Origin of the sequence: Streptomyces sp. NPDC001568, from assembly GCF_042893755.1 — a bacterium.
Taxonomy (GTDB): domain Bacteria; phylum Actinomycetota; class Actinomycetes; order Streptomycetales; family Streptomycetaceae; genus Streptomyces.
Map to the genome: position 1 here is coordinate 507,084 of NZ_JBIAVF010000001.1, position 26,694 is coordinate 533,777.

22 protein-coding genes are annotated in these 26,694 nt (G+C 73.7%); 17 read left to right on the forward strand and 5 right to left on the reverse strand.

All coding sequences use genetic code 11. From position 1 onward, the window contains the following. Positions 1–88 precede the first annotated feature (88 nt). The 5 genes from ACFY0I_RS02425 (at position 89) to nudC (ending at position 10,981) form a co-directional block, all read left to right on the forward strand. Positions 89–436 (forward strand): MGMT family protein, encoded by a 348-nt coding sequence (locus ACFY0I_RS02425; RefSeq protein WP_388888993.1) that lies wholly within the window; start codon positions 89–91, stop codon positions 434–436. Between the two features lie 297 nt (positions 437–733). After that, the gene (locus ACFY0I_RS02430) at positions 734–4,450 is read left to right on the forward strand and encodes a UvrD-helicase domain-containing protein (protein WP_388889314.1); all 3,717 of its coding nucleotides are present in this window, start codon (positions 734–736) and stop codon (positions 4,448–4,450) included. 43 nt (positions 4,451–4,493) lie between these two features. Then, the gene (locus ACFY0I_RS02435; protein ID WP_388888996.1) at positions 4,494–8,546 is read left to right on the forward strand and encodes a UvrD-helicase domain-containing protein; all 4,053 of its coding nucleotides are present in this window, start codon (positions 4,494–4,496) and stop codon (positions 8,544–8,546) included. A 9-nt stretch (positions 8,547–8,555) separates the two neighbouring features. Then, positions 8,556–9,959, forward strand: a complete 1,404-nt coding sequence (locus tag ACFY0I_RS02440) for a dipeptidase (RefSeq protein WP_388888999.1) — start codon at positions 8,556–8,558, stop codon at positions 9,957–9,959. 74 nt (positions 9,960–10,033) lie between these two features. Next, on the forward strand, positions 10,034–10,981 hold the full coding sequence (gene nudC, locus ACFY0I_RS02445; protein ID WP_388889001.1) for an NAD(+) diphosphatase: 948 nt from the start codon (positions 10,034–10,036) through the stop codon (positions 10,979–10,981). Between the two features lie 121 nt (positions 10,982–11,102). Here the strand turns inward: nudC and ACFY0I_RS02450 are convergent, their stop codons facing one another. Further along, complete coding sequence (locus tag ACFY0I_RS02450; RefSeq protein ID WP_356874538.1) at positions 11,103–11,363, reverse strand: mycoredoxin; 261 nt, start codon at positions 11,361–11,363, stop codon at positions 11,103–11,105. Positions 11,364–11,595: 232 nt separating this feature from the next. Here ACFY0I_RS02450 and ACFY0I_RS02455 point away from each other — a divergent pair, with 232 nt between their 5' ends. The 5 genes from ACFY0I_RS02455 to ACFY0I_RS02475 all read left to right on the forward strand — a co-directional run bounded on the left by ACFY0I_RS02455 (position 11,596) and on the right by ACFY0I_RS02475 (position 15,409). Then, positions 11,596–13,707 carry an ATP-dependent DNA helicase UvrD2 gene (locus ACFY0I_RS02455; RefSeq protein WP_388889317.1) on the forward strand — a complete coding sequence of 704 codons (2,112 nt, stop codon included), beginning with the start codon at positions 11,596–11,598 and terminating at the stop codon, positions 13,705–13,707. A 179-nt stretch (positions 13,708–13,886) separates the two neighbouring features. Then, positions 13,887–14,195, forward strand: a complete 309-nt coding sequence (locus tag ACFY0I_RS02460; protein WP_388889320.1) for a hypothetical protein — start codon at positions 13,887–13,889, stop codon at positions 14,193–14,195. Positions 14,196–14,393: 198 nt separating this feature from the next. Further along, entirely contained in the window at positions 14,394–14,765 is a 372-nt protein-coding gene (locus ACFY0I_RS02465; protein ID WP_362877507.1) for a WhiB family transcriptional regulator, read from the forward strand. After that, the gene (locus ACFY0I_RS02470; protein WP_388889005.1) at positions 14,762–15,094 is read left to right on the forward strand and encodes a hypothetical protein; all 333 of its coding nucleotides are present in this window, start codon (positions 14,762–14,764) and stop codon (positions 15,092–15,094) included. Before ACFY0I_RS02465 ends, ACFY0I_RS02470 begins: the two co-directional genes overlap by 4 nt. A gap of 108 nt (positions 15,095–15,202) precedes the next feature. After that, positions 15,203–15,409, forward strand: a complete 207-nt coding sequence (locus ACFY0I_RS02475) for a hypothetical protein (RefSeq protein ID WP_388889007.1) — start codon at positions 15,203–15,205, stop codon at positions 15,407–15,409. Positions 15,410–15,468: 59 nt separating this feature from the next. On the opposite strand, the gene ACFY0I_RS02480 is transcribed toward ACFY0I_RS02475, so the two are convergent. Both ACFY0I_RS02480 and ACFY0I_RS02485 read right to left on the reverse strand, forming a co-directional pair. Continuing rightward, positions 15,469–16,806 (reverse strand): ABC1 kinase family protein, encoded by a 1,338-nt coding sequence (locus tag ACFY0I_RS02480; protein WP_388889009.1) that lies wholly within the window; start codon positions 16,804–16,806, stop codon positions 15,469–15,471. Positions 16,807–16,879: 73 nt separating this feature from the next. Continuing rightward, positions 16,880–18,139, reverse strand: a complete 1,260-nt coding sequence (locus ACFY0I_RS02485; RefSeq protein WP_388889012.1) for a TOMM precursor leader peptide-binding protein — start codon at positions 18,137–18,139, stop codon at positions 16,880–16,882. Between the two features lie 293 nt (positions 18,140–18,432). Here ACFY0I_RS02485 and ACFY0I_RS02490 point away from each other — a divergent pair, with 293 nt between their 5' ends. The 4 genes from ACFY0I_RS02490 (at position 18,433) to ACFY0I_RS02505 (ending at position 22,308) form a co-directional block, all read left to right on the forward strand. After that, positions 18,433–18,972: a M48 family metallopeptidase gene (locus ACFY0I_RS02490; protein ID WP_319189193.1), complete on the forward strand. Its 540-nt coding sequence runs from the start codon at positions 18,433–18,435 to the stop codon at positions 18,970–18,972. A gap of 167 nt (positions 18,973–19,139) precedes the next feature. Next, positions 19,140–20,825: a TerD family protein gene (locus ACFY0I_RS02495; protein ID WP_388889015.1), complete on the forward strand. Its 1,686-nt coding sequence runs from the start codon at positions 19,140–19,142 to the stop codon at positions 20,823–20,825. Positions 20,826–20,854: 29 nt separating this feature from the next. Beyond that, positions 20,855–21,535: an AIM24 family protein gene (locus tag ACFY0I_RS02500; RefSeq protein WP_388889323.1), complete on the forward strand. Its 681-nt coding sequence runs from the start codon at positions 20,855–20,857 to the stop codon at positions 21,533–21,535. 17 nt (positions 21,536–21,552) lie between these two features. Next, positions 21,553–22,308, forward strand: coding sequence for an AIM24 family protein (locus ACFY0I_RS02505; protein WP_362884175.1), 756 nt, complete (start codon positions 21,553–21,555; stop codon positions 22,306–22,308). Positions 22,309–22,376: 68 nt separating this feature from the next. On the opposite strand, the gene ACFY0I_RS02510 is transcribed toward ACFY0I_RS02505, so the two are convergent. Next, positions 22,377–22,907 carry an NUDIX hydrolase gene (locus ACFY0I_RS02510; RefSeq protein WP_388889018.1) on the reverse strand — a complete coding sequence of 177 codons (531 nt, stop codon included), beginning with the start codon at positions 22,905–22,907 and terminating at the stop codon, positions 22,377–22,379. Further along, positions 22,904–24,292, reverse strand: coding sequence for a zinc-dependent metalloprotease (locus ACFY0I_RS02515; protein ID WP_388889021.1), 1,389 nt, complete (start codon positions 24,290–24,292; stop codon positions 22,904–22,906). The genes ACFY0I_RS02510 and ACFY0I_RS02515 overlap by 4 nt, the downstream gene beginning before the upstream one ends. 191 nt (positions 24,293–24,483) lie before the next feature. Here ACFY0I_RS02515 and ACFY0I_RS02520 point away from each other — a divergent pair, with 191 nt between their 5' ends. The 3 genes from ACFY0I_RS02520 to ACFY0I_RS02530 all read left to right on the forward strand — a co-directional run bounded on the left by ACFY0I_RS02520 (position 24,484) and on the right by ACFY0I_RS02530 (position 26,659). Beyond that, the gene (locus ACFY0I_RS02520) at positions 24,484–25,650 is read left to right on the forward strand and encodes an SDR family oxidoreductase (RefSeq protein WP_388889024.1); all 1,167 of its coding nucleotides are present in this window, start codon (positions 24,484–24,486) and stop codon (positions 25,648–25,650) included. A 168-nt stretch (positions 25,651–25,818) separates the two neighbouring features. After that, positions 25,819–26,280 (forward strand): molybdenum cofactor biosynthesis protein MoaE, encoded by a 462-nt coding sequence (locus ACFY0I_RS02525; RefSeq protein WP_388889027.1) that lies wholly within the window; start codon positions 25,819–25,821, stop codon positions 26,278–26,280. A gap of 169 nt (positions 26,281–26,449) precedes the next feature. Continuing rightward, positions 26,450–26,659 (forward strand): hypothetical protein, encoded by a 210-nt coding sequence (locus tag ACFY0I_RS02530; RefSeq protein WP_388889029.1) that lies wholly within the window; start codon positions 26,450–26,452, stop codon positions 26,657–26,659. Positions 26,660–26,694 lie beyond the last annotated feature (35 nt).

Sequence of the window (26,694 nt, forward strand, 5' to 3'; positions counted from 1 at the left end):
CGACGGTCGGCCGGGGCAGCAGGGTGCGCGCCGGTATGGAACCGAAGCTTCCGTCCGGATGTCGGTGGCATCGGGCAGCATGGTGCGGATGAGCGAAGAGCTGCCCGACTACGCGGAGCGGGTGCTGGAAGCGGCCGAGCGGATTCCGCCCGGCCGGGTGATGACGTACGGGGACGTCGCGGAGTGGCTCGGCGAGGGCGGACCCCGCCAAGTCGGGCGCGTCATGGCCCTGTACGGAGGAGCCGTCCCCTGGTGGCGGGTCGTGCGCGCGGACGGCCGACCCCTGCCCGGCAGCGAGCGGCGGGCCCTGGAGCGGTACCGCACCGAGGGCACCCCGCTGCGCGAGACGCCCTCCGGCGAACCGCGGCTGGCCATGCGGCGGGCCCGCTGGGACGGGAGTGACGAGCGGGGCGGAGGCGACGAGGCTCACACCTGACAGCTTCGGCCATGCGGAACGCCGGCGGGCGGTCGAAGGCCCGTACGGGGGACGACACCGGAGGGCTTCGGGGCGACGTCCCACCCCCGGGCGAGGGACTGCGGCGGCCGGCGCGATTGGCGTAGCGTGGCCCCTTCGGCTCACGCGAGGGGTGCCGTCACCGCAGTCCTCGCCGCCGCCGTCACCCCGGCAGCAACCGCAGCAACCGCAGACCCACCAGGACCGGCACCTCACGTGATCACCTCTTCCTCCGGCCGCTCAGAGCGGCGTACGCGGGCTGCCGACGCGTACCGCCTGGTGCGCACCGGGCCGGAACAGGTGGCTCCCCCTGTGCTGGACGCAGCCCAGCGCGCGGTGGTTGATCACACCGGCGGACCGCTGCTGGTCCTGGCCGGACCGGGCACCGGCAAGACCACCACCCTCGTCGAGGCCGCCGCCGCCCGCGTCGAGGCCGGGACCGACCCCGCCCGCATCCTGATCCTCACCTTCAGCCGCAAGGCCGCCGTGGAACTGCGCGACCGGGCAGCCCTGCGCCTCGGCGGCGCCCGCGCCCCGCAGGCCACCACCTTCCACTCCTTCTGCTACGGCCTCGTCCGCGCCCACCAGGACCACGAACTCTTCGCCGACCCGCTGCGGCTGCTGTCCGGCCCCGAGCAGGACGTCATGGTCCGCACCCTGCTCGAAGGCCAGCGCCGGCTCCGCTCCATCCGCTGGCCCGACGACCTGCGGGCCGCGCTCACCACCCGCGGTTTCGCCGACGAGGTCCGAGCCGTGCTCGCCCGCGCCCGCGAACTCGGCCTCGGCCCGACCGCGCTCGACTCCTTCGCGACCCGGCTCGGCCGCCCCGACTGGAAGGCCGCCGCCGCCTTCCTCTCCGAGTACCTCGACGTCCTCGACCTCCAGGGCGCCCTCGACTACGCGGAACTCCTGCACCGGGCCGTCCTGCTGGCCGAGGGCACCCCGGCCCTCGCCTCCGCGTACGACGTGATCCTCGTCGACGAGTACCAGGACACCGACGCCTCCCAGCTGCGGCTGCTGCGCGCCCTGAACGGCCCCGCCGGCACGCTCGTCGCCTTCGGCGACCCCGACCAGTCGATCTACGCCTTCCGCGGCGCCGACATCAACAACGTCCTGGACTTCGAGTCCGCCTTCCCCGGCGCGGCCGTACGGGCCCTCACCGTCGGCCGCCGCTCGGGCTCCGCGCTGCTCACCGCGACCCGGCTGCTGACCACCCGCATGCCGGTGCCGCGCCTGCCGTCCGCCGCCGTCAAGGCCCACCGGGCGCTCCAGCCGGTACGGGAGGGCGGTCGCGTGGAGGTGTACACGTACCCGACGGCCGGCTCCGAGCTCGACAACATCGCCGACGTCCTGCGCCGCGCCCACCTGGAGGACGGGGTGCCCTGGCAGGACATGGCCGTCCTCGTCCGCGCGGGCGGGCGCACCCTCCCGGCGATGCGGCGCGCCCTCATCGCGGCGGGCGTCCCCGCCGAAACGGACGCCTCCGCGACCGCGCTGCGCCACGAACCGGCCGTGGCCCCCCTCCTGACGGCCCTCCGCCTCGCCGCCACGGCGGCCACGACCCCGAGCCCGGCAGCCGCCGGGGGCGCGGACCCCGACCTCGGCGCGACCGGGACCCCGACCCCGCCCGCCGCCCCGGACCCCGCTGGTCCGGCCGCGGGAGGCGGCCTCCCCGGCGCACCGCAGCCGACCGAAGGCCCCGCCGAGATCCCGGGCCCGTCCGTGCTGTCCGCCGCCGAGGACGCGGATGCGGCGGCAGGGGCGCCTACCGCTGCCGCGGGCCAGGACGCGGACCGGGCGACCGGCTCCGCCGGGACCCCGACCCCGCCCGCCGCCCCGGACCCCGCTGGTCCGGCCGCGGGAGCCGGGCGCCCCGGCGCGCCGACGCCGACCGAAGGCCCCGCCGAGGCGCCGCCGCTCCTGCCCGAGGGCCCGGGCTCCGACCGGGCGCCCGGCTCCGCCACGGGCCCGGGACCGGTCCCGGGCGACTTCGACGGCACGGGCTCCGGCCCAGCAGCCGACGCCGGCCCGGCGGTCACCGGCACCGGCGCCGGTGACGGCGACGAGGGCGAGGGCGACGCCGCCGAGCCGCCGACCGGCGGCGGCGAGGGCTGGGTCGGGGTCGAGGACGCGCTCACGCTGCTCGGCTCGCCGCTCGGCGGCATGGACGCCGCCGACCTGCGGCGGCTCGGTCGGGCGCTGCGCGACGAGGAGCGGGCCGCCGGGGTCACCGCCCCCGCGCCCTCCGACGTCCTGCTGGCCCGCGCCCTCGCCGAGCCCGAGCGGCTCACCGCCCACGACCCCGCCTACGCCCGCGGAGCGCAGCGCCTCGGCCTGCTCCTGCGCAAGGCCCGTGAACTCCTCCAGGGCGGCGGCACCGCCGAAGAGGCCCTGTGGGCCCTGTGGGACGGCACCCCCTGGCCGCAGCGCCTGGAACGCGGCGCCCGCCGCGGCGGCGCCGCCGGCCGCAACGCCGATCGCGACCTCGACGCCGTCTGCGCCCTCTTCGACAACGCCGCCCGCGCGGAGGAACGTACGGGCGGCCGCGGCGCCCTCAACTTCCTCGAACAGCTCGAAGCCGAGGACATCGCCGCCGACACGCTCACCACCCGCGCCGTCCGCCGCGACGCCGTCACCCTGATGACCGCCCACCGGTCCAAGGGCCTCGAATGGGGCCTCGTCGTCATCGCCGGGGTCCAGGAAGGGCTCTGGCCCGACCTGCGCCGCCGCGGCTCCCTCCTCGAAGCCGACCGCATCGGCCGCGACGGCCTCGCCGAACCCCTCACCCCCGGCGCGCTCCTCGCCGAGGAGAGGCGGCTCTTCTACGTCGCCGCCACCCGCGCCCGCCACCGCCTCGTCGTCACCGCCGTCAAGGCCCCCGCCGAGGACGGCGACCAGCCCTCCCGGTTCCTCACCGAACTCGGCGTCACCCCCAAGGACGTCACCGGCCGCCCCCGCCGGCCCCTAGCCGTACCCGCCCTCGTCGCCGAGCTGCGCGCCACCACCGTCGACCCCGACGCCTCCGAGGCCCTGCGCGACGCCGCCGCCCGCCGCCTCGCCCGCCTCGCCGCGCTCACCGACGACGACGACCGCCCCCTGGTCCCCGCGGCCCATCCGCAGCGCTGGTGGGGCCTGTACGAACCCACCCTCAGCACCGTCCCGCTCCGGGACCGGGACCGGCCCGTCGCCCTGTCGGGCAGCGCCCTGGACCAGCTCGCCAACACCTGTTCGCTCCAGTGGTTCCTCGGCCGCGAGGTCAAGGCCGACGCCCCCTCCACCGCCGCCCAGGGCTTCGGCAACGTCGTCCACGTCCTCGCCGACGAGGTCGCCTCCGGCCGCACCCCCGCCGACCTCGCCGTCCTGATGGAACGCCTCGACTCCGTCTGGGACGCCCTCGCCTTCGACGCCCCCTGGAAGTCCCGCCAGGAGAAGGACAACGCCCGCGCCGCCCTCGAACGCTTCCTGCGCTGGCACACCACCGACCGCGGCGGCCGCGCCTCCGTGGCCACCGAGCACGACTTCGACGTCACCCTCGACGCGGGCGAGTACGCCGTACGGATCCGCGGCTCCATGGACCGCGTCGAGGCCGACCCGCAGGGCCGCGCGTACGTCGTCGACTTCAAGACCGGCAAGGGCGCGCCGACCAAGGACGAGGTCGCCCGCCACCCCCAGCTCGCCGTCTACCAGCTCGCCGTCCGCGAGGGCGCCGTCGACGAGGTCTTCGACGGGCTGCGCCCCGAACCCGGCGGCGCCGAACTCGTCCAACTGCGCCAGGGCGCCGGCAAGAAGGACGGCGGCGACGCGATCCCGAAGATCCAGGCGCAGCAGCCCCTCCAGGAGGGAACCTCCGGCGCATGGGTCGGCGACCTCCTGGCCACCGCCGCCGGCCGGGTCCTCGACGAACGCTTCGCCCCCGCCACCGGCGAACACTGCGCCCGCTGCTCGTTCCGCAGCGCGTGCAGCGCCCGCCCCGAGGGCCGCCAGACCGTGGAATGAGACGGCGGCGAGGAGTGTCGGTGCGGGCGGCTAGCCTTTTGAGGTGACCGCGTACGAGTCCGGGCGCACCCCCGTCCTCACCGATCCCGAGCAGCTCAAGGAGCTCCTCGGGATCCCCTTCACGCCCGAACAGATGGCCTGCGTCACCGCCCCGCCCGCGCCCCAGGTGGTCGTCGCGGGCGCCGGCTCGGGCAAGACCACCGTCATGGCCGCCCGCGTCGTGTGGCTCGTCGGAACCGGAGCCGTCGCCCCCGAACAGGTCCTCGGACTCACCTTCACCAACAAGGCCGCCGGAGAACTCGCCGAACGCGTCCGCAAGGCCCTCGCCCGCGCCGGCATCAGCGACCCGGACCCGTCCCCGGCCGACGTGGAGGCCGGAGCGGCGGGCGGTGAGCCCCGGATCTCCACCTACCACGCCTTCGCCGGGCAGCTCCTCAAGGACCACGGCCTGCGCATCGGCCTTGAACCGAGCGCCCGCCTCCTCGCCGACGCCACCCGCTTCCAGCTCGCCGCGAAGGTGCTCCGCGAGGCCCCCGGCCCGTACCCGTCCCTCACCAAATCCCTCCCCGACCTGGTCGGGGACCTCCTCGCGCTCGACGGGGAACTCTCCGAGCACCTCGTCGACCCCGCCCGGCTCCGCGCGTACGACACCGCCCTGCTCGACGAGCTCGCCGACGCCCGCCTCAGCAACGAGGACCTGCGCAAGGTCCCCGAAGCCGTCCGTGGCCGCCTCGAACTCCTGGAGCTCGTCTCGCGCTACCGGGCCGCCAAACGCTCCCGAGACCTCTTCGACTTCGGCGACCAGATAGCCCTCTCCGCGCAGCTCGCCACCACCCGCCCCGAGGTCGGCGCACTGCTGCGCGAGGAGTTCCGCGTCGTCCTCCTCGACGAGTACCAGGACACCTCCGTCGCCCAGCGGCTCCTGCTGTCCGGGCTCTTCGGCGGCGGCACCGGCCACGCCGTGACCGCCGTCGGCGACCCCTGCCAGGCCATCTACGGCTGGCGCGGAGCCTCGGTCGCCAACCTCGACGACTTCCCCGAACACTTCCCGCACGCCGACGGCGCCCCCGCGACCCGCCTCTCGCTCAGCGAGAACCGGCGCAGCGGCGGCCGCCTCCTCGAACTGGCCAACGGACTCGCCGCCCCGCTGCGCGCCATGCACGAGGGGGTCGAGGCGCTGCGCCCCGCCCCCGGCGCCGAACGTGACGGCTCGGTCCGCTGCGCCCTGCTGGAGACCCACGCCGAGGAACTGGAGTGGCTCGGCGATTCCGTCGCCCACCTGGTGCGCACCGGCCGGGAGCCGGGCGAGATCGCCGTGCTGTGCCGCTCCGCCGCCGACTTCGCCCGGATCCAGGCCGTCCTGGTGGCCCGGGACGTACCGGTGGAGGTCGTCGGCCTGTCCGGGTTGCTGCACCTGCCGGAGGTCGCCGACCTGGTCTCCGTGTGCGAGGTGCTCCAGGACCCCGGGGCCAACGCGGCCCTCGTCCGGCTCCTCGTCGGCCCGCGCTGGCGGATCGGCCCCCGCGACCTGGCCCTCCTCGGGCGCCGGGCCCGGCAGCTGGTCGCCCGCCCCTCCGGTCCCGACGCCGGGCCCGACGGGCGGCTCGCCGCCGCCGTCGAAGGCGTCGACCCGGCGGAGATCGTCTCCCTCGCCGACGCCCTGGAGACCTTCCTCGACGGGGCCGGCCGGACCCCCGACGAACTGCCCTTCTCCGCCGCCGCCCGCGTCCGGTTCGCGCACCTCGCCCAGGAACTGCGCGACCTGCGGCGTTCCCTCGCCGACCCGCTGATGGACGTACTGCACCGGGTCCTGGCCGCGACCGGGCTGGACGTCGAGCTCTCCGCGTCCCCGCACGCGCTGGCGGCCCGCCGCCGCGAGACCCTGTCCCACTTCATGGACGTCGCCGCGGGCTTCGCCGCCCTCGACGGCGAAGCCACCCTGCTCGCCTTCCTCGGCTTCCTGCGCACCGCCGCCCAGTACGAGAAGGGCCTCGACCACGCGCTGCCCGGCGGGGAGAACACCGTCAAGGTGCTCACCGCCCACAAGTCCAAGGGGCTGGAGTGGGACGTGGTCGTCGTCCCCGACCTGTGCGCCGGCTCCTTCCCGAAGGAGAAGCCGCCGGAGGCCTGGACCTCCTACGCGAAGGTCCTCCCGTACGGCCTGCGCGGCGACACCGCGACCCTGCCCGCCGACCCCGCCTGGACCTCGGCGGGCCTGAAGTCCTTCAAGGCCGCCCTCAAGGAGCACAAGGCCGTCGAGGAACTCCGCCTGGGCTACGTGACCTTCACCCGGCCGCGGTCCCTGCTGCTCGCCTCCGGCCACTGGTGGGGACCGACCCAGAAGCGGCGCCGCGGCCCCTCCGACTTCCTGACCGCCCTGCACGACCACTGCGCGGCCGGCTCCGGCGAGATCGAGGCCTGGGCCGAGGAGCCCGCCGCGGACGCCGAGAACCCGGCCCTCGCCGCGGAATCCACCCCGGAGCACTCCTGGCCGCTGCCCCTGGACCCCGACTCGCTGGCCCTGCGCCGACGGGCCGCCGCCCTCGTCGAGTCCCACCTGGCGGGCACCCCGGCGCCGGACGACCCCTACCTCTGGCCCCCGCACTGCGAGGACCCCACCGACGAAACCCCCTGGGCGGACCCGCCGCCGGACGACCCGTGGGCGGACGGCCCCGCGCTGCCCGCCGCTCGCGCCGGCGCGCCGGACGGCCCGTGGGCGGGAGACCCCGCGCTGCCCGCCGCCCGTACCGTGGGCGCGCCGGACGGCGGGTGGTCCGGCGCTTCGCAGGACGGCGGTGCCGCCTCCCGCGCCGGCGTCCCGGACCCGCTGCCGGACAACCCGCATGCGGGGGAGTCCGCGCTGCCCGCCGCCCGACCCGGGGGGCCGGAACCGCTGCTCGACGACCCGTACGCGGGGGAGGACCCGGCGCCTGCCGCCCGTGCCGCCGAGCCGGGGCCGCTGTCGGACGACCTGTGGGCGGGCGAGGCAGCGGCCGTACCCGCTCCCCGTGCGCGGGGAGCGGAGCCGCGACCGGACGACCCCCGGGCCGGGAGGCCCGGCTCCCCGACCGGTGGGCCCGACCTGCCGCCGGAAGACCCCTGGGCCGGCGAGCCCGCCGCAGCCACAGGAGGCGCGTACGACCCCTGGGACGGTGACGAGGCGGCGTGGCCCGCCCACCCCCGCCCGGCCCGCCCGGGCCATCACGAGCCCCGCCGTGCGGGACGCGACCACGACGACTCCGGCCCGGCGGGGCAGGGCCACGGTCCCCGCCCGGGCCACGACGACCCCTGGGCCGGGGAGCCCTGGGCGGCGTCGGCAGCCGCCGGTTCCGGAGCCTCCGCCGACTCCCACCCCCCGGCCGGCCCGGCCACCGTCACGGCCGAGGAGGCCCGCGCCATCGCCTCCTGGGACCGTGACCTCGACGCCCTGGAGGGCGAGCTCCGCCGCGCCCGCGCAGCCGTCCGGGACGTCGAGCTGCCCTCCGCCCTCTCCGCGAGCCAACTCATGCGCCTCGCCGCCGACGAGCAGGGCTTCGTACGCGATCTCGCGCGCCCCATGCCCCAACCCCCGCAGCCCGCCGCGCGCCAGGGCACCCGCTTCCACGCCTGGGTCGAGTCCCGCTTCGACGAACTGCCGCTGCCGCACCTCGACCTCCTCGACCCCGTCGCCGAGCTGCCCGGCTCCGACCAGGAGATCGCCGACGAGGCCGACCTCGACTCCCTCAAGGCGGCCTTCGAGCGCAGCGAGTACGCCGAGCGGACCCCGTACCGGATGGAGGCCCCCGTCCAGCTGACCCTCGCGGGGCGCGTCATCCGCGGCCGCATCGACGCCGTCTACCGCAACCCCGACGGCTCGTACGAGGTCGTCGACTGGAAGACCGGCCGCACCACCCGGGCCGACCCCCTCCAGCTCGCCGTCTACCGACTGGCCTGGGCGGAAGCCACCGGCATCCCCCTCGACCGGGTCGGCGCCGCCTTCCTGCACGTCCGCAGCGGCCGGGTGATACGCCCCCGCGACCTCCCCGACCGCGCCCGTCTTGAGCGGATCCTCCAAGGCAAAACGGGCACGGACGGTGACCCTCGGGCGGAAGGCTAGGCTCGGGGCATGAGCGAGATCCAGGCGGACAGCGTCGTCCGCACGTACATCGACACCCACCGCACCGCCTTCCTCGACGACCTCGCCGAGTGGCTGCGGATCCCTTCCGTGTCGGCCCAGCCCGAACACGCGGACGACGTACGCCGCAGCGCCGACTGGCTCGCCGCGAAACTCACCGGGACCGGCTTCCCGGTCGTCGAGGTCTGGCCGACCGACGGCGCCCCCGCCGTCTTCGCGCACTGGCCCGCCGAGAACCCGGACGCGCCGAGCGTCCTCGTCTACGGACACCACGACGTCCAGCCCGCCGCCCTCGCCGACGGCTGGCACACCGAGCCCTTCGAACCCGTCGTCAAGGACGGCCGCATGTACGGGCGCGGCGCCGCCGACGACAAGGGCCAGGTGTTCTTCCACACCCTGGGCGTGCGCGCGCACCTCGCCGCGACCGGCTCCGCCGCTCCCGCGGTGCACCTCAAGCTGCTCATCGAGGGCGAGGAGGAGTCCGGCTCCCCGCACTTCCGCGACCTCGTCGAGGCCCGCGCCCGGCAGCTCGCCGCCGACGTCGTGATCGTCTCCGACACCGGCATGTGGTCCGAGACCACCCCCACCGTGTGCACCGGCATGCGCGGCGTCGCCGACTGCGAGATCGACTTCCACGGCCCCGACCAGGACATCCACTCCGGCGCCTTCGGCGGAGCCGTGCCCAACCCGGCCACCGTCGCCGCCCGCCTGGTCGCGGCCCTGCACGACGAGGACGAACGGGTCACGATCCCCGGCTTCTACGACAACGTCGCCGAGCTGGGCGACGCCGAACGCCGGCTGATCTCCGAGCTGCCCTTCGACGAGGCCGAGTGGCTCCGTACCGCCAAGTCGCACGCCGCCTCCGGCGAGGCCGGGTACTCCACCCTGGAGCGCGTCTGGGCCCGCCCGACCGCCGAGGTCAACGGCATCGGCGGCGGCTACCAGGGCCCCGGCGGCAAGACCATCGTGCCCGCCTCCGCCCACCTGAAGCTCTCGTTCCGCCTGGTGTCCGGGCAGGACCCGTACGAGGTCGAGGCGGCCGTGAAGGACTGGGTCGCCGCCCGCGTCCCCGACGGGATCCGGCACTCCATCACCTTCGGCGCACCCACCCGGCCGTGCCTGACACCGCTGGACCACCCGGCGCTCCAGTCCGTCGTACGGTCCATGGAACGCGCCTTCGGCCGGCAGGTCCGCTTCACCCGCGAGGGCGGCTCGGGACCGGCGGCCGACCTCCAGGACGTCCTGGACGCGCCCGTCCTCTTCCTCGGGATCTCCGTACCCTCCGACGGCTGGCACTCGCCGAACGAGAAGGTCGAGATCGACCTCCTCCTCAAGGGCGTGGAGACCACCGCCCACCTGTGGGGCGACCTGGCCGAGCACTGGAAGACCGGCTGAGTCCCCGAGGACCCGCCGAGCCCGCCCGCACACCCACCCACCGCCACGCCTGCCTTGTCCCACCACCGGGGGAGTTGGAAGTACCAGTGAGCACCCATACCGAGCGTCCGATCACGCTGGCCGCGCCCAGCGGAATCGACCGCGCCGCCCACCACCGGCTCGACGAGGCGTGGCTGGCCGCCGCCTGGAGCCACCCGACGACCCGTGTCTTCGTCGTCTCCGGCGGCCAGGTCCTCATCGACGACACCCCCGACGGCGGCACCGGCATCGTGATGACCCCGGCCTTCGAGGCCCCGGTCACCGAGACCCACCGCTACTTCCTGGGCACCGACGAGGACGGCGTACGGTACTTCGCGCTGCAGAAGGACTCCCTGCCGGGCCGCATTGACCAGTCGGCCCGCCCGGCCGGACTGCGCGAGGCCGGGCTCCTGCTGAACCCCCGCGACGCCGGGCTGATGGTCCACGCCGTGGCGCTGGAGAACTGGCAGCGGATGCACCGCTTCTGCTCCCGCTGCGGCGAGCGCACCGTCGTCGCGGCGGCCGGGCACATCCGCCGCTGCCCGGGCTGCGGCGCCGAGCACTACCCGCGCACCGACCCGGCCGTGATCATGCTGGTCACCGACGACCAGGACCGCGCGCTGCTGGGCCGCCAGGTGCACTGGCCGGAGGGCCGCTTCTCGACGCTGGCCGGGTTCGTGGAGCCGGGCGAGTCGATCGAGCAGTCGGTGATCCGCGAGGTGTGGGAGGAGGCGGGCGTCAAGGTCGGCGAGGTCGAGTACATCGCCAGCCAGCCCTGGCCGTTCCCGTACAGCCTGATGCTGGGCTTCACCGCCCGCGCCGTGACCTCGGAGATCACCGTCGACGGGGAGGAGATCGAGGAGGCCCGCTGGTTCTCCCGCGCGGACCTCGCCGAGGCGATCGAGAGGGGCGAGGTCACGCCGCCCGCCGGTGGCATCTCCATCGCGGCCCGGCTCGTCGAGCTCTGGTACGGCAAGCCGCTGCCGCGCCCGCCGGTCGCGTAAGTTTCGTCACAGTCGCGGAGGCGGCCGGCGACCACGTCCGGCGTGGTCGCTCGTCGCCGGCACGGCGAAGGCCCCCGCCATGAGGCGGGGGCCTTCGCCGAGTACCGCGACGGATCGCGGATCAGACGGCGAGGGCCTGCTTGACCTGGGCCAGGCTCGGGTTCGTCATGACGGACTCGTTGCCGCCCGCCGACTTCACGAGCACGGTCGGAACGGTCTGGTTGCCGCCGTTGGCCTTCTCCACGAACGCGGCGGACGCCGGGTCGAGCTCGATGTTGATCTCGTTGTACGCGATGCCTTCCCGGTCCAGCTGCTTCTTCAGCCGGTTGCAGTAGCCGCACCAGGTCGTGCTGTACATCGTGACGGTGCCCGTGTCCTGCATGCTGCGCTCTCCTTCGTGGGGGCCTCGGTGGTCCGAGTACTCGAACGCACGGGACCGCCGCGCCATTCCCCGACCGGCCCCCCACCCCGCCCGGGCCTCCCCACCGGTACGAAGAACAGGTCGGGCCTGTGGACGGATTTCCCGCCCGCCCCACCGGACCTGGCAGCATGGCGGGGTGACATCAGCAACGCACTCCTCCCCCTTCCCGGCCGACGCAGACGCCGCCGACGCCGTGCTCCTGGGCCTCGACCCGGAGCAACGCGAGGTCGCCACGACCCTGCGCGGACCGGTGTGCGTGCTGGCGGGCGCGGGCACCGGCAAGACCCGGGCCATCACCCACCGCATCGCCTACGGCGTCCGGTCCGGGCAGCTCATGCCGGCCAGTGTCCTGGCGGTCACCTTCACCAACCGCGCCGCCGGTGAGATGCGCGGTCGCCTGCGCACCCTCGGCGCGGGCGGCGTCCAGGCGCGGACCTTCCACTCCGCGGCCCTGCGCCAGCTCCAGTACTTCTGGCCGCGGGCGGTCGGCGGCGACGTACCCCGGCTGCTGGAACGGAAGATCCAGTTCGTCGCCGAGGCCGGGGCGCGCTGCCGCATCCGCCTCGACCGCAACGAACTGCGTGACGTGACGGGGGAGATCGAGTGGGCCAAGGTCACCCAGACCGTGCCCGCCGACTACCCGGCCACCGCCGTGAAGGCGGGTCGCGAGGCCCCCCGCGACATGGCCGAGATCGCCCAGATCTACGGGACGTACGAACAGCTCAAGCGCGACCGCGGCATGATCGACTTCGAGGACGTGCTGCTGCTGACCGTCGGCATCCTCCAGGACCGCCACGACATCGCGGAACAGATCCGCAGCCAGTACCAGCACTTCGTGGTGGACGAGTACCAGGACGTCAGCCCCCTCCAGCAGCGCCTCCTCGAACTGTGGCTCGGCGACCGCGACAGCCTGTGCGTCGTCGGCGACGCCAGCCAGACGATCTACTCCTTCACCGGCGCGACCCCCGACCACCTGCTGAACTTCCGCACCCGCTACCCGCAGGCCACCGTCGTCAAGCTGGTCCGCGACTACCGCTCCACCCCCCAGGTCGTCCACCTCGCCAACGGGCTGCTGAACCAGGCCAAGGGTCGCGCCGCCGAACACCGCCTGGAGCTGATCTCCCAGCGCGAGCCCGGCCCCGACCCGGTCTACGCCGAGTACCCGGACGAACCCGCCGAGGCCGAGGGCGTCGCCGGTCGGATCCGCGACCTGATCGCCGCGGGCGTCCCCGCCGGCGAGATCGCCGTGCTCTACCGGATCAACGCCCAGTCCGAGGTGTACGAGCAGGCCCTCGCCGACGTCGGAGTCCCCTACCAGTTGCGCGGCGCCGAGCGCTTCTTCGAGCGCAACGAGGTGCAGAAGGCCGTGCTCGCCCTGCGCGGAGCCGCCCGCTCCGGAGGCAGCAGCGACCCCCTCCTGGAGGACGTCGTCGAGCTGGGCTCCCAGGTCAGGGCCGTACTGAGCTCCACCGGCTGGACCGCCGAACCGCCCACCGGGTCCGGCGCCGTCCGCGACCAGTGGGAATCGGTGGCGGCGCTGGTGCGCCTCGCGGAGGACTTCGCCCGCAGCCGCCCCGGGGCCACCCTCGCCGACCTCACGATCGAGCTGGACGAGCGCAAGGCCGCGCAGCACGCCCCGACGGTCCAGGGCGTCACCCTGGCCTCGCTGCACGCCGCGAAGGGCCTGGAGTGGGACGCGGTGTTCCTCGCCGGCCTCACCGACGGCATGATGCCGATCACGTACGCGAAGACCGACGAGCAGGTCGAGGAGGAACGACGCCTGCTCTACGTCGGCGTCACCCGGGCCCGTCACCACCTGACGCTCTCCTGGGCGCTCTCCCGGGCTCCCGGCGGCCGGGCCTCCCGACGCCCCAGCCGCTTCCTGAACGGCCTGCGGCCGGGCTCCGCGGCCCCGGGAACGGCTCCCGGCGCCGCGGCCGACCGGAGCGGGCGCAAGCGCACCCGCCGCGGGCCCGCGCTGTGCCGCGTCTGCGGCAGGACCCTGACCGAGGCCGGGGACATCAAACTGATGCGCTGCGAGGACTGCCCGTCCGACATGGACGAAGGCCTCTACGAGCGGCTGCGCACGTGGCGGGCCGTCCAGTCGAAGGCCCAGGGTTTGCCCGGCTACTGCGTCTTCACGGACAAGACGCTGATGGCGATCGCGGAGGCCGCTCCCTCCGAGGCGGGCGAGCTCTCGATGATCTCCGGCGTGGGTGGCCGCAAGCTCGACCGGTACGGAGCCGATGTCCTGGCCATCTGCGCAGGCCAGGACCCTGCGGGCGAGGATCCTGACGACGCGTAGAAACTCGTCGGAAAAATAGTTTGCACATGCCCAGCGAATCCCCATAGGTTCTTAGCAACGGAAACGGTGGCTTCTCCGAAGCCCTGGATCCGTGCTGTACTTATCCGAATACGCATGGGACCGGCCTTCGGGCAGGGTCCCCGAGACGCCGAGAGGAGGCGAGACCAGTGACCAGCTTCATGACCTTCACCAAAATGACCGATCGCTCGGTCGACGCTTCCTGCCTGCTCGGCTCCGTCTCTCCCCTGGGTACCGGTCTGTCCGCGATTTGCGCCGACAGCCCTGCCCTGCTGGCGGTCCTTCCCGTCAGTGAGCGCAATGAGCGACCGACCAAGGCACTGGTGGCAGTAGCCGAAGCCCAGGCGCATGGCGCCTATGGCTTCGCGGCCGCAGCCGGTGCCGGAGCTCGGACGAAGCAGACGACGAAGCAGCAGCACCACCTGATGTGGGCCTTCCGCGGGCTCGAACCCTGGAGTGATCCAGCCTGATCTCACGATCAGGCCGGCGCCTTCAGGGCCGCGGAACCCCACCCGGGATCCGCGGCCCTTCTGTTTGTCCCCGAACGGGGACGACGGAGCGAAGGGGCCTCGGGACTGGCAGAACCAGTCGGTGTGAGTTGGCAGCCGAGCCGCCCCCGGCCAACAGGCCGGAACGACTAGCCGAACAAGACGAGGAAGACAAACACCGTGCAACTCGAAGCGCACGCCCCGTCCGTACCGCAGACCCAAACGATCTCCCCGCCCGCAGTCCCGGAGGACTCCACCTTGATCCCCCTCACCGCGCTCACCGCGCTCGACGACGCCATCGAGAACCTCGGCGTACCGGTTCCCTGTCGCACCTTCGACCCCGAGGTCTTCTTCGCCGAGTCCCCGGCCGACGTCGAGTACGCCAAGTCGCTCTGCGGCACCTGCCCGCTCGTCGAGGCCTGCCTCGCCGGTGCCAAGGAGCGCCGCGAGCCCTGGGGCGTCTGGGGTGGAGAGCTCTTCGTCCAGGGCGTCGTCGTGGCCCGCAAGCGGCCGCGTGGTCGTCCGCGCAAGAACCCGGTTGCAGCGGCATGACCGCCATCGGAACCATCGACCGCCCCCTGACGCGCGACCCCCTGAAGCAGGCCCTCATGTCCCCCAACACCACCACGAGCGAGCAGCCGCACGGCTCCGCCACCGCAGACTTCATCACCGCCGGCGCGATCACCTCGCGTCAGAACAGGACCCGCGAAATGCAACTCATCCCAGAAGCCCTGGCCCGTGCCCATATGGAGGACCGCATGCGTGAGGCGGACGCCGAGCGTCACGCCCTGCGCCTGGTCGCCGCGCGGCGCATGCAGCGTCGGGCCGAGCGCGTGTCGCTGCGCGCCAAGCGCGCGCTGGCCATGGCCGTCATGCACTGACGGCTGACACAGCCGAACAAACGCAGTACCCGGGGGGCCGGTCCGAACGGACCGGCCCCCCGGTGCGCCCCCCGCTCCACTCCCGGCCCGCGGGGATATCGTCTGCGGGTGGACCAGCCGACTCCCCACCCCGCCCCGCCGGGACCCGAGGCCCAGCCCGTCATCTGCGCGCGCTGCGGAACCTCCGCCCCCGACGGCGCCCCGCCCACCTGGACCTGCTCCGTGGAGAACGGGACCAGGCAGTACTTCTGCGTCGACTGCGCGCGGGCCAACCTGCGCGCCATCGAGGGCCGCCTCGACTCCGCCTGGTGGTGAACGGCCGCCCCCGGTGACGGCCCTCCGCCCGACGAAGGCCCGGCCCGGCCCGGACCGGCCTACGCCGGTCGGTCCTGCGCCCCGAACCCCGGCAGCCAGGTGGTCAGTTCGTCCCGCAGCCGCACCGTCGCGCCCAGCTGGCACAGCACACCGATCGTGCTCAGCGTCACCCGGTGGATCAGCAGGTACGACGGCGGCAGGTTGATCTGGCGCCCCAACTGGTGGGCGGGGGAGCGGGGGTCGGCGATCCGAGCGGCCTGCCCGCGCAGCCACGTCCGCGTGAAGGTGAACTCCTCGGCCTCGGCGGGCTCGATGATCGGCTTGAGGTAGTCGAGGACCGCCTGGGGATCGAGGTCGATGGAATCCCGGACGAAGCCCTCGGCCCGCAGGTGCCCGTAGACCCCTTCGGCGTCCCCGTCCAACGTCATCCGCAGGGACCGGCCGATGGGCTTGGGCCAGCCACCGGGCAGCCGGTCGACGGTGCCGAAGTCCAGCACGCCCAGCCGCGTCCGGCCGTCCGCCCCCGTTATCAGGCGGAAGTTGCCCGGATGCGGGTCCGCGTGCAGCAGCCCCGTCCGGGCGGGACCGGAGAAGAGGAACCGGGCCAGCAACTGCCCGGCGCTGTCGCGTTCCTCCTGGGTGCCGTCGGCGATCACCTCCGAAAGCGGAGTGCCCTCCATCCACTCGGTCACCAGCACCTCGTCGCCCTGGAACACGACATCCGGCACGAACACGTCCGGATCGTCGACGAAGGCGTCCGCGTGCGTGCGCTGCGCCTCCGCCTCCAGCTCGTAGTCCAGTTCCTCCGAGACCCGCTCGCGCATCTCGGTGATCAGCGGCTTGATGTCCATGCCGGGAATCAGCGGCCCGAGCAGCCCCGCGAAGCGGCCCAGCTGCTTGAGGTCCGACAGCAGCGCTTCGCCGGCCCCCGGATACTGGACCTTCACCGCCACCTGCCGGCCGTCGTGCCACACCGCCCGGTGGACCTGCCCGATCGAGGCGGCCGCAGCCGGCTTGTCCTCGAACTCCTCGAACAGCTCGCGCCAGTCCTCGCCCAGACGCTCCGCCAGCACCTCGTGGACCCGCGCCGCCGGTAGCGGTGGAGCCGCCTCCTGAAGTTTGGTCAGCGCCGCCCGGTAGGGCCCGGCGACCTCCTCGGGCAGCGCCGACTCGAACACCGAAAGGGCCTGCCCGAACTTCATGGCACCGCCCTTCAGTTCGCCGAGGGTACGGAACAACTGCTCGGCGGTGCGCTGCTGGAGCTCCCGGGCGACGATCTCGGCGGACTTGCCGCCGATCCTCTTGCCCAGGCCCCAGGTGGCGCGGCCGGCGATCCCGAGTGGCAGCGCGGCCAGTTTGACGGTGCGGGTGACGGCCTTCCGGGGAAGATCAGACATGCGCCCCTCCAGTTCCCAGACAGCTGTGCCGCAAGCGGCGGTTCAAAGCGATCCTCGGCACCGACGCATCCTGTCATGGCCGACTCCGGAGGTCCGCGCCCGATCCTGCACCGACGTTCTGCAGCGCCACTCGACCGCCACTGTCGCCACCGCCACCGCCGCCGCCCCCACCGGAACCGGCCGCCCTCCCGGCGCCGCGTTCGGGCCCCGGGGCGGGACGCGGCGCCAGGACCGGGGCCGGCGCCTGCTCCCCGGCCGTGGCCGCCCCGCAGGGGCAGTCCGGGTGGGGCCACACCGCCGAGCGGTCCCAGGACAGGCCCGGCAGCGCGGCCTCCCAGCGGGCCCCGGCCGACGCGGGCACCTCCCCGTCGAGGAAGGACAGGGCGTGGGCCGCGGCCAGGCCGGCCACCGCCGTGGACAGGCCCACATCGCAGGCGGCCGTGGCCCGGCGGCGGTGCGCCGAGCGCCATTGCACGAGCATCCTCGGCCAGGCGGGATCCCGGTCGACCCGGTCGCGCTCCATGCACCCGGCGCACGCCGTGGACCCCGGTAGCACCAGCGGTCCCACCAGCCCGGTCCCCTCCAGCACCCCCGCGTACAGGTGCGGGGTGCCGGTGGCCACCCAGTCGGTCGCCTCCTGAGGATCCGGCGCCCAGGACCGCAGCCCGTCCCGGGGAGCGACCACCACCAGCGCCAGCCCCGGCTCCGGCCCGGCCGCATCGCCGGCCCGCGGTCCCCGCCCCGGCGCGGAGTCCCGCACCAGCGCCCCCGCCGCCTCGGCCCTGAGCCGGCCGACGCTCGCGGCACCCAGCCCGCCCGGAGCCACATCGGCCGGTACCACCCGCCCCCCGTCGAGCACCTCGACCCGGCCCACCCCCGCCCCCGCCAGCACTGCGGCGATCACCGCCCCGACCCGCCCGCTCCCGCGCACCTGGACCCGTATCGCCCGGCGCGCCGCGACACCCCGTAAGTCACCGCCGGGCTCCCGCCGCACCAACGACAGCGAGCCCAGATCGGGCCCCAGCCGCTCCAGCGTCTCCGGCCGGCGCCGCACGGCCTGGGCCCGCGGCCCGCCCGCGGTGACGTCGTCCAGCAGCCCGGCCCCCGCCAGCCGCCGCACGAGTTCGTCCACCCGCCCCTGCGGCAGCCCCATCCCGACGCCCTCCGAGCGCAGCAACTCCATGCTCCGCGTCCCGTCGATGCGGTCGATGAGCGCGCCGGTGGCCGTGTCCACCGGACCCAGCACCACCGCATGGGCCGGGGTGACCCCGAACTGAACCGTCTGCAGATCCCGCCAGGCCCGCGCCAGCGCGGGCTTCACCTTCGGATACATGACCTCCCCCTTCACCCTGCGCATCCCCGGATCCCGGCCTGATCCGGAACCCCCGGTGCCCGGATCCCCACCTGATCCCCCATGGATCCGTCGGTCCCGATTCACCGCTTTCCGCCACCATGCCCGCCCCTCGCCGCGCGTGCCGAAGTTTGTCCACAGGCGAGGGGTATTAGGCATATGAGATGGAGAAAAGGAGTGTTTCCGGTATTCGATCCCGAATCCGCGGCGAATCGATCACGTTCGAACCCCGGACGCGCGGGACTTCCACCACGACGACCGGGTACCTTCGACGCGTGTCCGCCGATCCACCGCAGCGCGCCGTCGAAGTCCGCCGGAGCGCGCGCCGCCGCAGGACCGTTTCCGCCTACCGTGAGGGCGACCGGACGGTCGTCCTGATCCCTGCCCGGATGTCCGAGGCGGAGGAGCGCCGCTGGGTGGGCGTGATGCTGGACAAGCTCGCCGCCCAGGAGAGCAAACGGACCCTCGGCGACGCGGAACTGACCGAACGCGCCGAGCGTTTGTCCGAGCAGTACTTCGGCGCCCGTGCCCGCCCCCGCTCGGTGCGCTGGGTCACCAACCAGAACACCCGGTGGGGATCCTGCACCCCCGCCGAGGGCAGCATCCGGCTCTCGCACCGGCTCCAGGGCATGCCCGAGTACGTGGTCGACTACGTGCTGCTGCACGAGCTGGCCCACCTCCTCGTGCCCGGCCACGGCCCCCGTTTCTGGGAGCTGCTGGAGGCGTACCCGAAGACCGAAAGGGCCCGGGGATACCTCGAAGGAGTGGTCGCGGCCGAGCGCCTCCCGAAGGTTCCGGCCTCCCGCGAGGAATGAGCCGTGGCCCCCGCGAGGAATGAGTCGGGGCTCCGGAACACGGTTTGTACCGGGTCGGTACCGACTTGGCCGGATGTCGGCAGGAGCCGTTAGCCTGAGCGGCACGCAGGCACCGGCACGCATGCCGCGGCACACATTCACAGTCGGGATGGGGGACGGTCGGACGTATGGCCAGGGAATTCCAACGCGGCCACAAGGCCAAGATCAGTGATCTGACGGCGGGTACCGATCTGTACGTGGGCGTCCAGATCTCCGGGCCCGGGCTCACCTTCGACATCAGCTGCTTCGGCCTCGACGCGAACGAGCAGCTCTCGGACGACCGCTACTTCGTCTTCTTCAACCAGCCGAAGTCGCCGGAGGAGTCCATCCAGCAGCTCGGCCCGCAGGCGGGTGACACGGAATCCTTCCGGGTGACCCTCGACCGGATCCCGGCCTCCATCCACCGGCTCTCCTTCAGCGCCACGCTCGACGGCGCCGGGCAGATGTCTCAGATCGGCCCCGGCTACATCCGGATCGTCGCCGGCGGCGAGGAAGTCGTCCGTTACTCGTTCAACGGCTCCGAGTTCAGCACCGAGCGCGCGCTGATGATCGGCGACTTCTACCTCAAGGACGTGTGGCGCTTCGCCGCCGTCGGGCAGGGCTTCGACGGCGGGCTCGCCGCGCTGCTGCAGAACTTCGGCGGCGAGGTCGCCGAGGAGGAGCCGCAGCCGGCGCAGCCGCAGCCGTCCGCGACGCCCGGGTTCGCCCCGCCGCCGCAGGGCGCCGCCCCCACCCCGTCCTTCGGGGCCCCGGCCCAGCAGCCCCCGGCCCAGCAGCCCCACGCCCCGCAGCCGCCCGCCCCCGCGCCGTCCTTCGGCGGCCCGGCGCAGCAGCCGCAGGCACCCGCCCCGCAGCAGCCCCCGGCGCCGGCTCCGGTGCACAGCGCCCCGACCATGGTCGCCCCGCTGGCTCCGCCGGCCCCCGCGCCCTACGGCCACCCGCCGCACCCGCCGCAGCAGCCCGGCCCGCCCGCGTACGGGCAGCAGCCGCAGCCCTCGTACGGCGGTCAGGTCCCGCCCCCGGCCCCCGCGCCCTACGGGCAGCAGCCGCCGCAGCCCTCGTACGGCCAGATCCCCGGCCAGCAGCCGCCCCCGTACGGCCAGCAGCCCGGCTACGGCCGGCAGCCGGCACACGGCCAGGCCCCGCAGGCCGGAGCCGGGCTCGCCGCCGCGCTCCAGCCGTACAAGGAGGCGCCCACGGGCGCCCGCTGGACCCCGCAGAACCAGCAGCTCATGCGGGTCGACCTGTCCATGGGCGGCCAGGGCGTCCTCGCCCGCCAGGGCAGCATGGTCCTCTACCAGGGCAAGGTCGACTTCAGCTACAAGGGCGCGGGGTTCGCGGGCCGCGTCGTCGGCAACGCCACCGGCCAGGAGATGCAGCTGATGCGCTGCACCGGCCGCGGCCAGGTGTTCCTCGCCGAGAACGGCGCCCACCTGCACGCCATCGAGCTCCAGGGCGACGGGATCTGCGTCTCCGCCGAGAGCGTCCTCGCGTTCGACGAGTCCCTCCAGCACGAGGTCCGCCGCATCGAGGGCCACGGCATCCCCGGCGGCGCCCTGTTCACCATGCTCTTCCAGGGCACCGGCACGGTCATCATCAAGACGCACGGCATCCCCGTCGTCCTGCCGGTCACCCCGACCACGTTCGCGGACAGCAACGCCATCGTCGCCTGGTCGGCCGCCTCCCAGGTGATCATCTCCAGCCAGGTCCGGCTGCGCCGCAACGCCTATCCCGGCCACAGCGGGGAGACCGTGAACCTCCAGTTCCGCGGCGCCCCCGGCAACTTCATCGTCGTCCAGCCGTACGAGGTCTGAGGGAGCCCCACATGAACGCCATGAACGCAATGAACCAGCAACTCGCGGGCTACGCCCCCACCCCCGTCACGGCCCGCATGGAGAACCACGGCCGGGCCATGCTCAAGGTCGCCATGCAGAGCGGCCAGGACCTCTTCGCCCGCACCGGCTCGATGGTCGCGTACGAGGGCTTCGTCCAGTACGAGCCCAACCCGCCCGCCGTCCGCCAGATGGCCTCGCAGTGGCTGACCGGCGAGGGTGCCCCGATCATGAAGGCGTCCGGGGACGGCCTGCTCTACCTGGCCGACTACGGCGCGGACGTCGTCGTGATCAACCTCAACAACGACGCCCTGTCCGTCAACGGCACCAACCTCCTCGCCTTCGACGCCCATCTCCAATGGGGCGTCGAGCGGGTCAAGGGCATGGCGAAGTTCGCCGGCCAGGGCCTGTTCAACGTGCAGATCTCCGGCACCGGATGGGTCGCGATCACCTCCCGCGGCACCCCGATCGTGGTCGACTGCGGCCGCGGCGACGACGAGACGTACGTCGACCCGGACGCGCTCGTCGCCTGGTCCCCGAACCTGAAGATCAAGGGGAAGCGGAGCTTCAAGGCCTCGTCGATGATCGGCCGGGGCAGCGGGGAGGCCTACCAGATGGCCTTCTCCGGCCAGGGCATCGTCGTCGTACAGCCCAGCGAGGACAGCACCGACCGGCTCCGGACCCGGGGCTGAGGGGGAGCGGACACATCATGCAGAGCGCACTTTTCGGCTACGCGGAAGCGCAGTCCCAGGACCGGTACACCGTCCAGAACCCCCAGCTCCTGCGGGTCTCCCTGACCGGGTCCGACGACGTCCTCGCCCGCAAGGGGGCGATGGTGGCCTACCAGGGCATCATCGACTTCGACGGCGAGTACCAGAGCACCAACCAGCGCAACGCCCGCGCCCGCACCGGCGAGGGCCTCGACCTGATGCGCTGCTCGGGGCAGGGCACGGTCTACCTGGCCAACCTGGCCCAGTACGTCCACGTCGTGGACGTCGACCAGGACGGCCTCACCGTCGACAGCAGCTACGTGCTGGCCCTCGACTCCACCCTGCACACCGAGGCCATCGCCGTCGACAGCCAGTACGGGATCTCCGGCTCCGGCAAGTACCAGCTCAACATCAGCGGCCGCGGCAAGGTGGCCCTGATGACCTCCGGGCAGCCCCTGATGATGCAGGTCACCCCGGACAAGTACGTCAACGCCGACGCCGACGCGATCGTCGCCTGGTCGACCTCGCTGCGCGTGCAGATGCAGGCGCAGACGCACTCCACCGGGGTGTGGCGGCGCCGCGGCAACACGGGTGAGGGCTGGGAGCTCAGCTTCCTCGGCACGGGCTTCGCGCTCGTGCAGCCCAGCGAGGTGCTGCCGCCGCAGAACGCCCAGGTCGGACAGGGCGCGGCCGCGCAGTTCGGGATGGGCCAGCACGGCGCCCACGCCCAGAACCAGAACAACGCCTGGAACTAGCACGGCGCGGACGGGCAGTGCGTGAGGGGGCGGACCCGATCGGGTCCGCCCCCTCACGCACATCGGCCTCAGCCGCCCAGGCGGGCCCGCGTCGCCTCGAGCAGCCGCACCACGGAGGTGTCGGCCACGGCCGCGACCTCCTCGTACGGGAACCAGCGCAGGTCCAGGGACTCCTCGCTGATCTCCGCCACCGCGCCGGCCGGAGCCAGCGCCGCGTACTGCACGTCCAGGTGCCAGTTGCACGGCGCCGGGATCGGATGCCGGTCCAGCCGCACCGGACCGCCGGGCAGCAGGGTCAGCCCGGAGGCGATCCCCGACTCCTCGACGGCCTCGCGCAGCGCCGCGTCGGCGAGGGTGGCGTCACCGGGCTCGCAGTGCCCGCCCATCTGCAGCCACATGCCGAGCTTCTTGTGCAGGGTCAGCAGGACCCGGCCCCGCGTCGGGTCGACGACCAGCGCGCTGCCCGTGACGTGCCCGGCCGTGCAGGGCTTGTAGACCCCGTCCGGATGGGCTTCCAGGTGCTCCAGGTACAGGGCGCGGAGCTCGGGCTGGTCCTCGTACCGCTTCAGGACGAGGACCGCGTCTTCGTGCAGGCTCACTTCTCGCCTTCGCCTTCGCCCTCGGGACGCTCGCGCTTCTCGGCCGCCTCACCGAGCATCTTGTCGATCTCGGAGAAGTCGAGCTGCTCGCGGTGCACGAACCCGTCCGGGTCGTCCAGGTCGGAGGCGGTCGGCAGCATGTCCGGGTGCTCCCACAGCCCGTCGCGTCCGTCCACGCCCCGCGCGTCGGTGAGCGAGGCCCACAGCCGGGAGGCGTCGCGCAGCCGGCGCGGACGCAGTTCCAGGCCGATCAGCGTCGCGAAGGTCTGCTCGGCGGGACCGCCCGAGGCACGACGCCGACGCATGGTCTCGCGCATGGCGTCCGCCGAGGTCAGCCGGGGCTTGGCCGCCTCGTGCACGACGGCGTCGACCCAGCCCTCGACGAGCGCGAGCGCCGTCTCCAGGCGGGCCAGGGCGGCCTTCTGCTCCGGGGTGTCCTCCGGCTGGAACATGCCGCCCGCCAGCGCCTCCTGCAGCTGCTCCGGGTTCGACGGGTCGAGCTGACCGACCGCGTCCTCCAGCTTCGAGGTGTCGACCTTGATGCCCCGCGCGTAGCCCTCCACCGCACCGAACAGGTGCGAGCGCAGCCACGGCACGTGCGCGAACAGTCGGGCGTGCGCCGCCTCGCGCAGCGCCAGGTACAGGCGCACCTCGTCCGAGGGAACGCCCAGGTCCTTGCCGAAGCTCTCGATGTTCAGCGGCAGCAGCGCCGCCCGCCCGGCCGGACCCAACGGCAGCCCGATGTCGGTCGAGCCGACGACCTCGCCCGCGAGCACGCCCACGGCCTGGCCGATCTGCTGGCCGAACATCGCCCCGCCCATCGAGCGCATCATGCCGAGCAGCGGGCCCGCCATGGCCTGCATCTCCTCGGGCAGCACCCCGCCCATCGCGGCGCCGACGCGCTCGGCGACCGGGTCGACCAGTTCCTTCCACACCGGGAGGGTCGCCTCGACCCACTCGGCGCGGCTCCACGCGACGGCCGCGTTGGCCCCCGACGGCAGGGAGGTCACGCCGTCCAGCCACAGGTCGGCGAGGCGCACGGCCTCCTCGACCGCGGACTTCTCCGCGATGCCGACGCTCGCGTCCTTCACGCCGTCCGCGGTGCCCTGCGCGACGGTCTGGCGGGCGATGTTCTTGGCCATGTCCCAGTTCACGGGACCGCCCTCGTAGCTCAGCATCTGGCCGATCTGCTGGAAGGCCGCACCGAGGTCGTTGGGGTTCATGGAACCGAACATCGCGGCGAACGGATTGTCCGCGCCGCCCGGAAGAGCGGAGGGGTCGAACCCGAACGGATTCGCGGGGCCGCCCTGGCCGCCCTTCTTGCCCTCGTCGCCGTTCTCCGGCTCCTCCGGCGGAAGGCCGAATCCGAATGGGGTGTCGCTCACGGGTTTCCTCGGCTCGTAGGGCCGCCGGCGGGAGCCGACGGCGATGGTCCGGCAACACCACCCAGCGTAGACACCTGACCCGCTTACGGGCTCGGTGCTCCGCCGACTCCTGGGCTGCGGCAGGATGGACATCACCTGGTGGGTACGCGTCACGACGTGTCCCTACTGAAGACAACCGCTGGAGATGCCCGGTGAGTTCCCCAGATCCGCAGGCTCGCGCGCCGCACGACGCCGAAAACCGCTCCGAGCACGGCGACAGCGCCCCCGGCGTTCGCCAGCCGCGAAACCAGGCCGAACCCCGACGACGCAGCCCGGTGATCGCGGTGACCGGCGCCGCATCCGGCGTCGGCGCGGCCCTGGTGGCCCGCCTCGCCGCATCCGACGAGGTCAAGCAGGTCGTCGCCATCGACGAGCGGCGCGGGGACTGCGCCGAGGCCCACTGGCACCTCCTCGACGTGCGCGACCCCGCGATCGCCGAGAAACTGCGCGGCGCCGACGTCGTCGTCCACCTCGCGCTGGACCTCGACCTGGAAACCGACCCCGCGACCCGTACGGCGTACAACGTACGCGGCACCCAGACCGTACTGACGGCCGCCGCCGCGGCCGGCGTGCACCGGGTCGTGCTGTGCACCTCCGCCATGGTCTATGGCGCCCTCCCGGACAACGACATCCCGCTGTCGGAGGACTCCGAGCTGCGCGCCACCGCCGAGGCCACCGGCGTCGGCGACCTCCTGGAGATCGAGCGGCTCGGGCGCAGGGCCCCGCGCGCGCACCCCGGGCTGAACGTGACGGTGGTCCGCCCGGCGGTCCTCGTCGGCGGCACCGACACCGCGCTGACCCGGTACTTCGAGTCCCCGCGGCTGCTCGTCGTCGCGGGATCCCGGCCCACCTGGCAGTTCTGTCACGTGGAGGACCTGGTCAGCGCCCTGGAGTACGCCGCCCTGGAAAAGGCCGAGGGCGAGCTGGCCGTCGGCTGCGAGGGCTGGCTGGAGCAGGAGGAGGTGGAGGAGCTGAGCGGCATCCGCCGCATGGAGCTCCCCTCGGCCGTCGCCCTGGGCGCCGCGGCCCGGCTGCACCGGATCGGCCTGACCCCGTCCCCGGCCGGGGACCTCGCGTACACGATGCACCCGTGGGTGGTCAGCGTCAGCGGGCTGCACGCGGCGGGCTGGCGACCCCGCTGGACCAACGAGGAGGTGCTCGCCGAGCTGCTCCAGGAGGTGTCGGGCCGGCACACCGTCGCGGGCCGCCGGCTGGGCCGCAAGGACGCCGCCACGGCCGCCGGAGCCGCCGGAGCGACGGTCGCCCTGCTCGGCGCGGCCGCCGCCGTCCGCCGCGCCCGCAAGCGCCGCGGCATCTAGGCCGTTCCCGACCGTCCGCGCAGCTCCCCGCGCCCGCCCGACCCGCCCGGGTACGTACGCACCCCGGCCGGGCGGGGCCCGTGCCTGTAGGAGGCTCCCAACCGGGCGGGCCCGCGCCGGGCGAATCGGCTATACCGCCATGTCATCGGCTGAGGCACGATGGATGACATGGCACCGCACTTCGACCACCCAGGTGAGCAGGCCGCTCCGGACCCGATCCGGCTGCTCGACATCCGTGAGACCCCGCTCTCGATCGACGAGGTCTTCAAGGCCGTCGGCGACGATTCGACGGGAGGCACGACCCTGTTCGTCGGCACGGTGCGCAATCACGACGCCGGCGCCGACGTCGACTCCCTCGGCTACTCCTCCCACCCGACGGCGGAGGCCGAGATGCGCCGCGTCGCCGAGCGCGTCGTGGCGAAGTTCCCGGTCCGCGCCCTCGCCGCCGTCCACCGCGTGGGCGACCTGTCCGTCGGCGACCTGGCCGTCGTCGTCGCCGTCTCCTGCCCGCACCGCGGCGAGGCCTTCGAGGCCTGCCGGATGCTGATCGACGACCTCAAGCACGAGGTCCCCATCTGGAAGCACCAGACCTTCAGCGACGGCACCGAGGAATGGGTCGGCGCCTGCTGAAGAACCGCCGAACGCCCTCCGAAGCCCCCGGGCGCGGAGCTTCCCCCGCAAGGGGGTAGCCTCGCACCCGTTCGGCCGCGCAACACGCCCTCGATTTGCGTAACCCCTTTCCGGGCACGAGCGTTGAAGCCACCAACGACACGTACTTTCGGGGCAGGGAGGCACGTTCATGGCATCACTGGCGTGGTTGCTCATTCCGCTGTTCGCCGCGATCGGCGCCGCGATATGGGGCAGCTGGGCGGCTCGCGACCGCACGCAGGGCGACATATCCGAACTCGCCGGTTACGCGAGATTCCGCGAGGCCATGGGCAAGGCCGATCAGGTCCCGACGAAGGAAAAGGCGCACTCCGGTTCCGACGCCGTCCGAGCGTCCCGGTGAGCCGGCTGAGAATCCGCTGAGAGTTCCCCGACGGG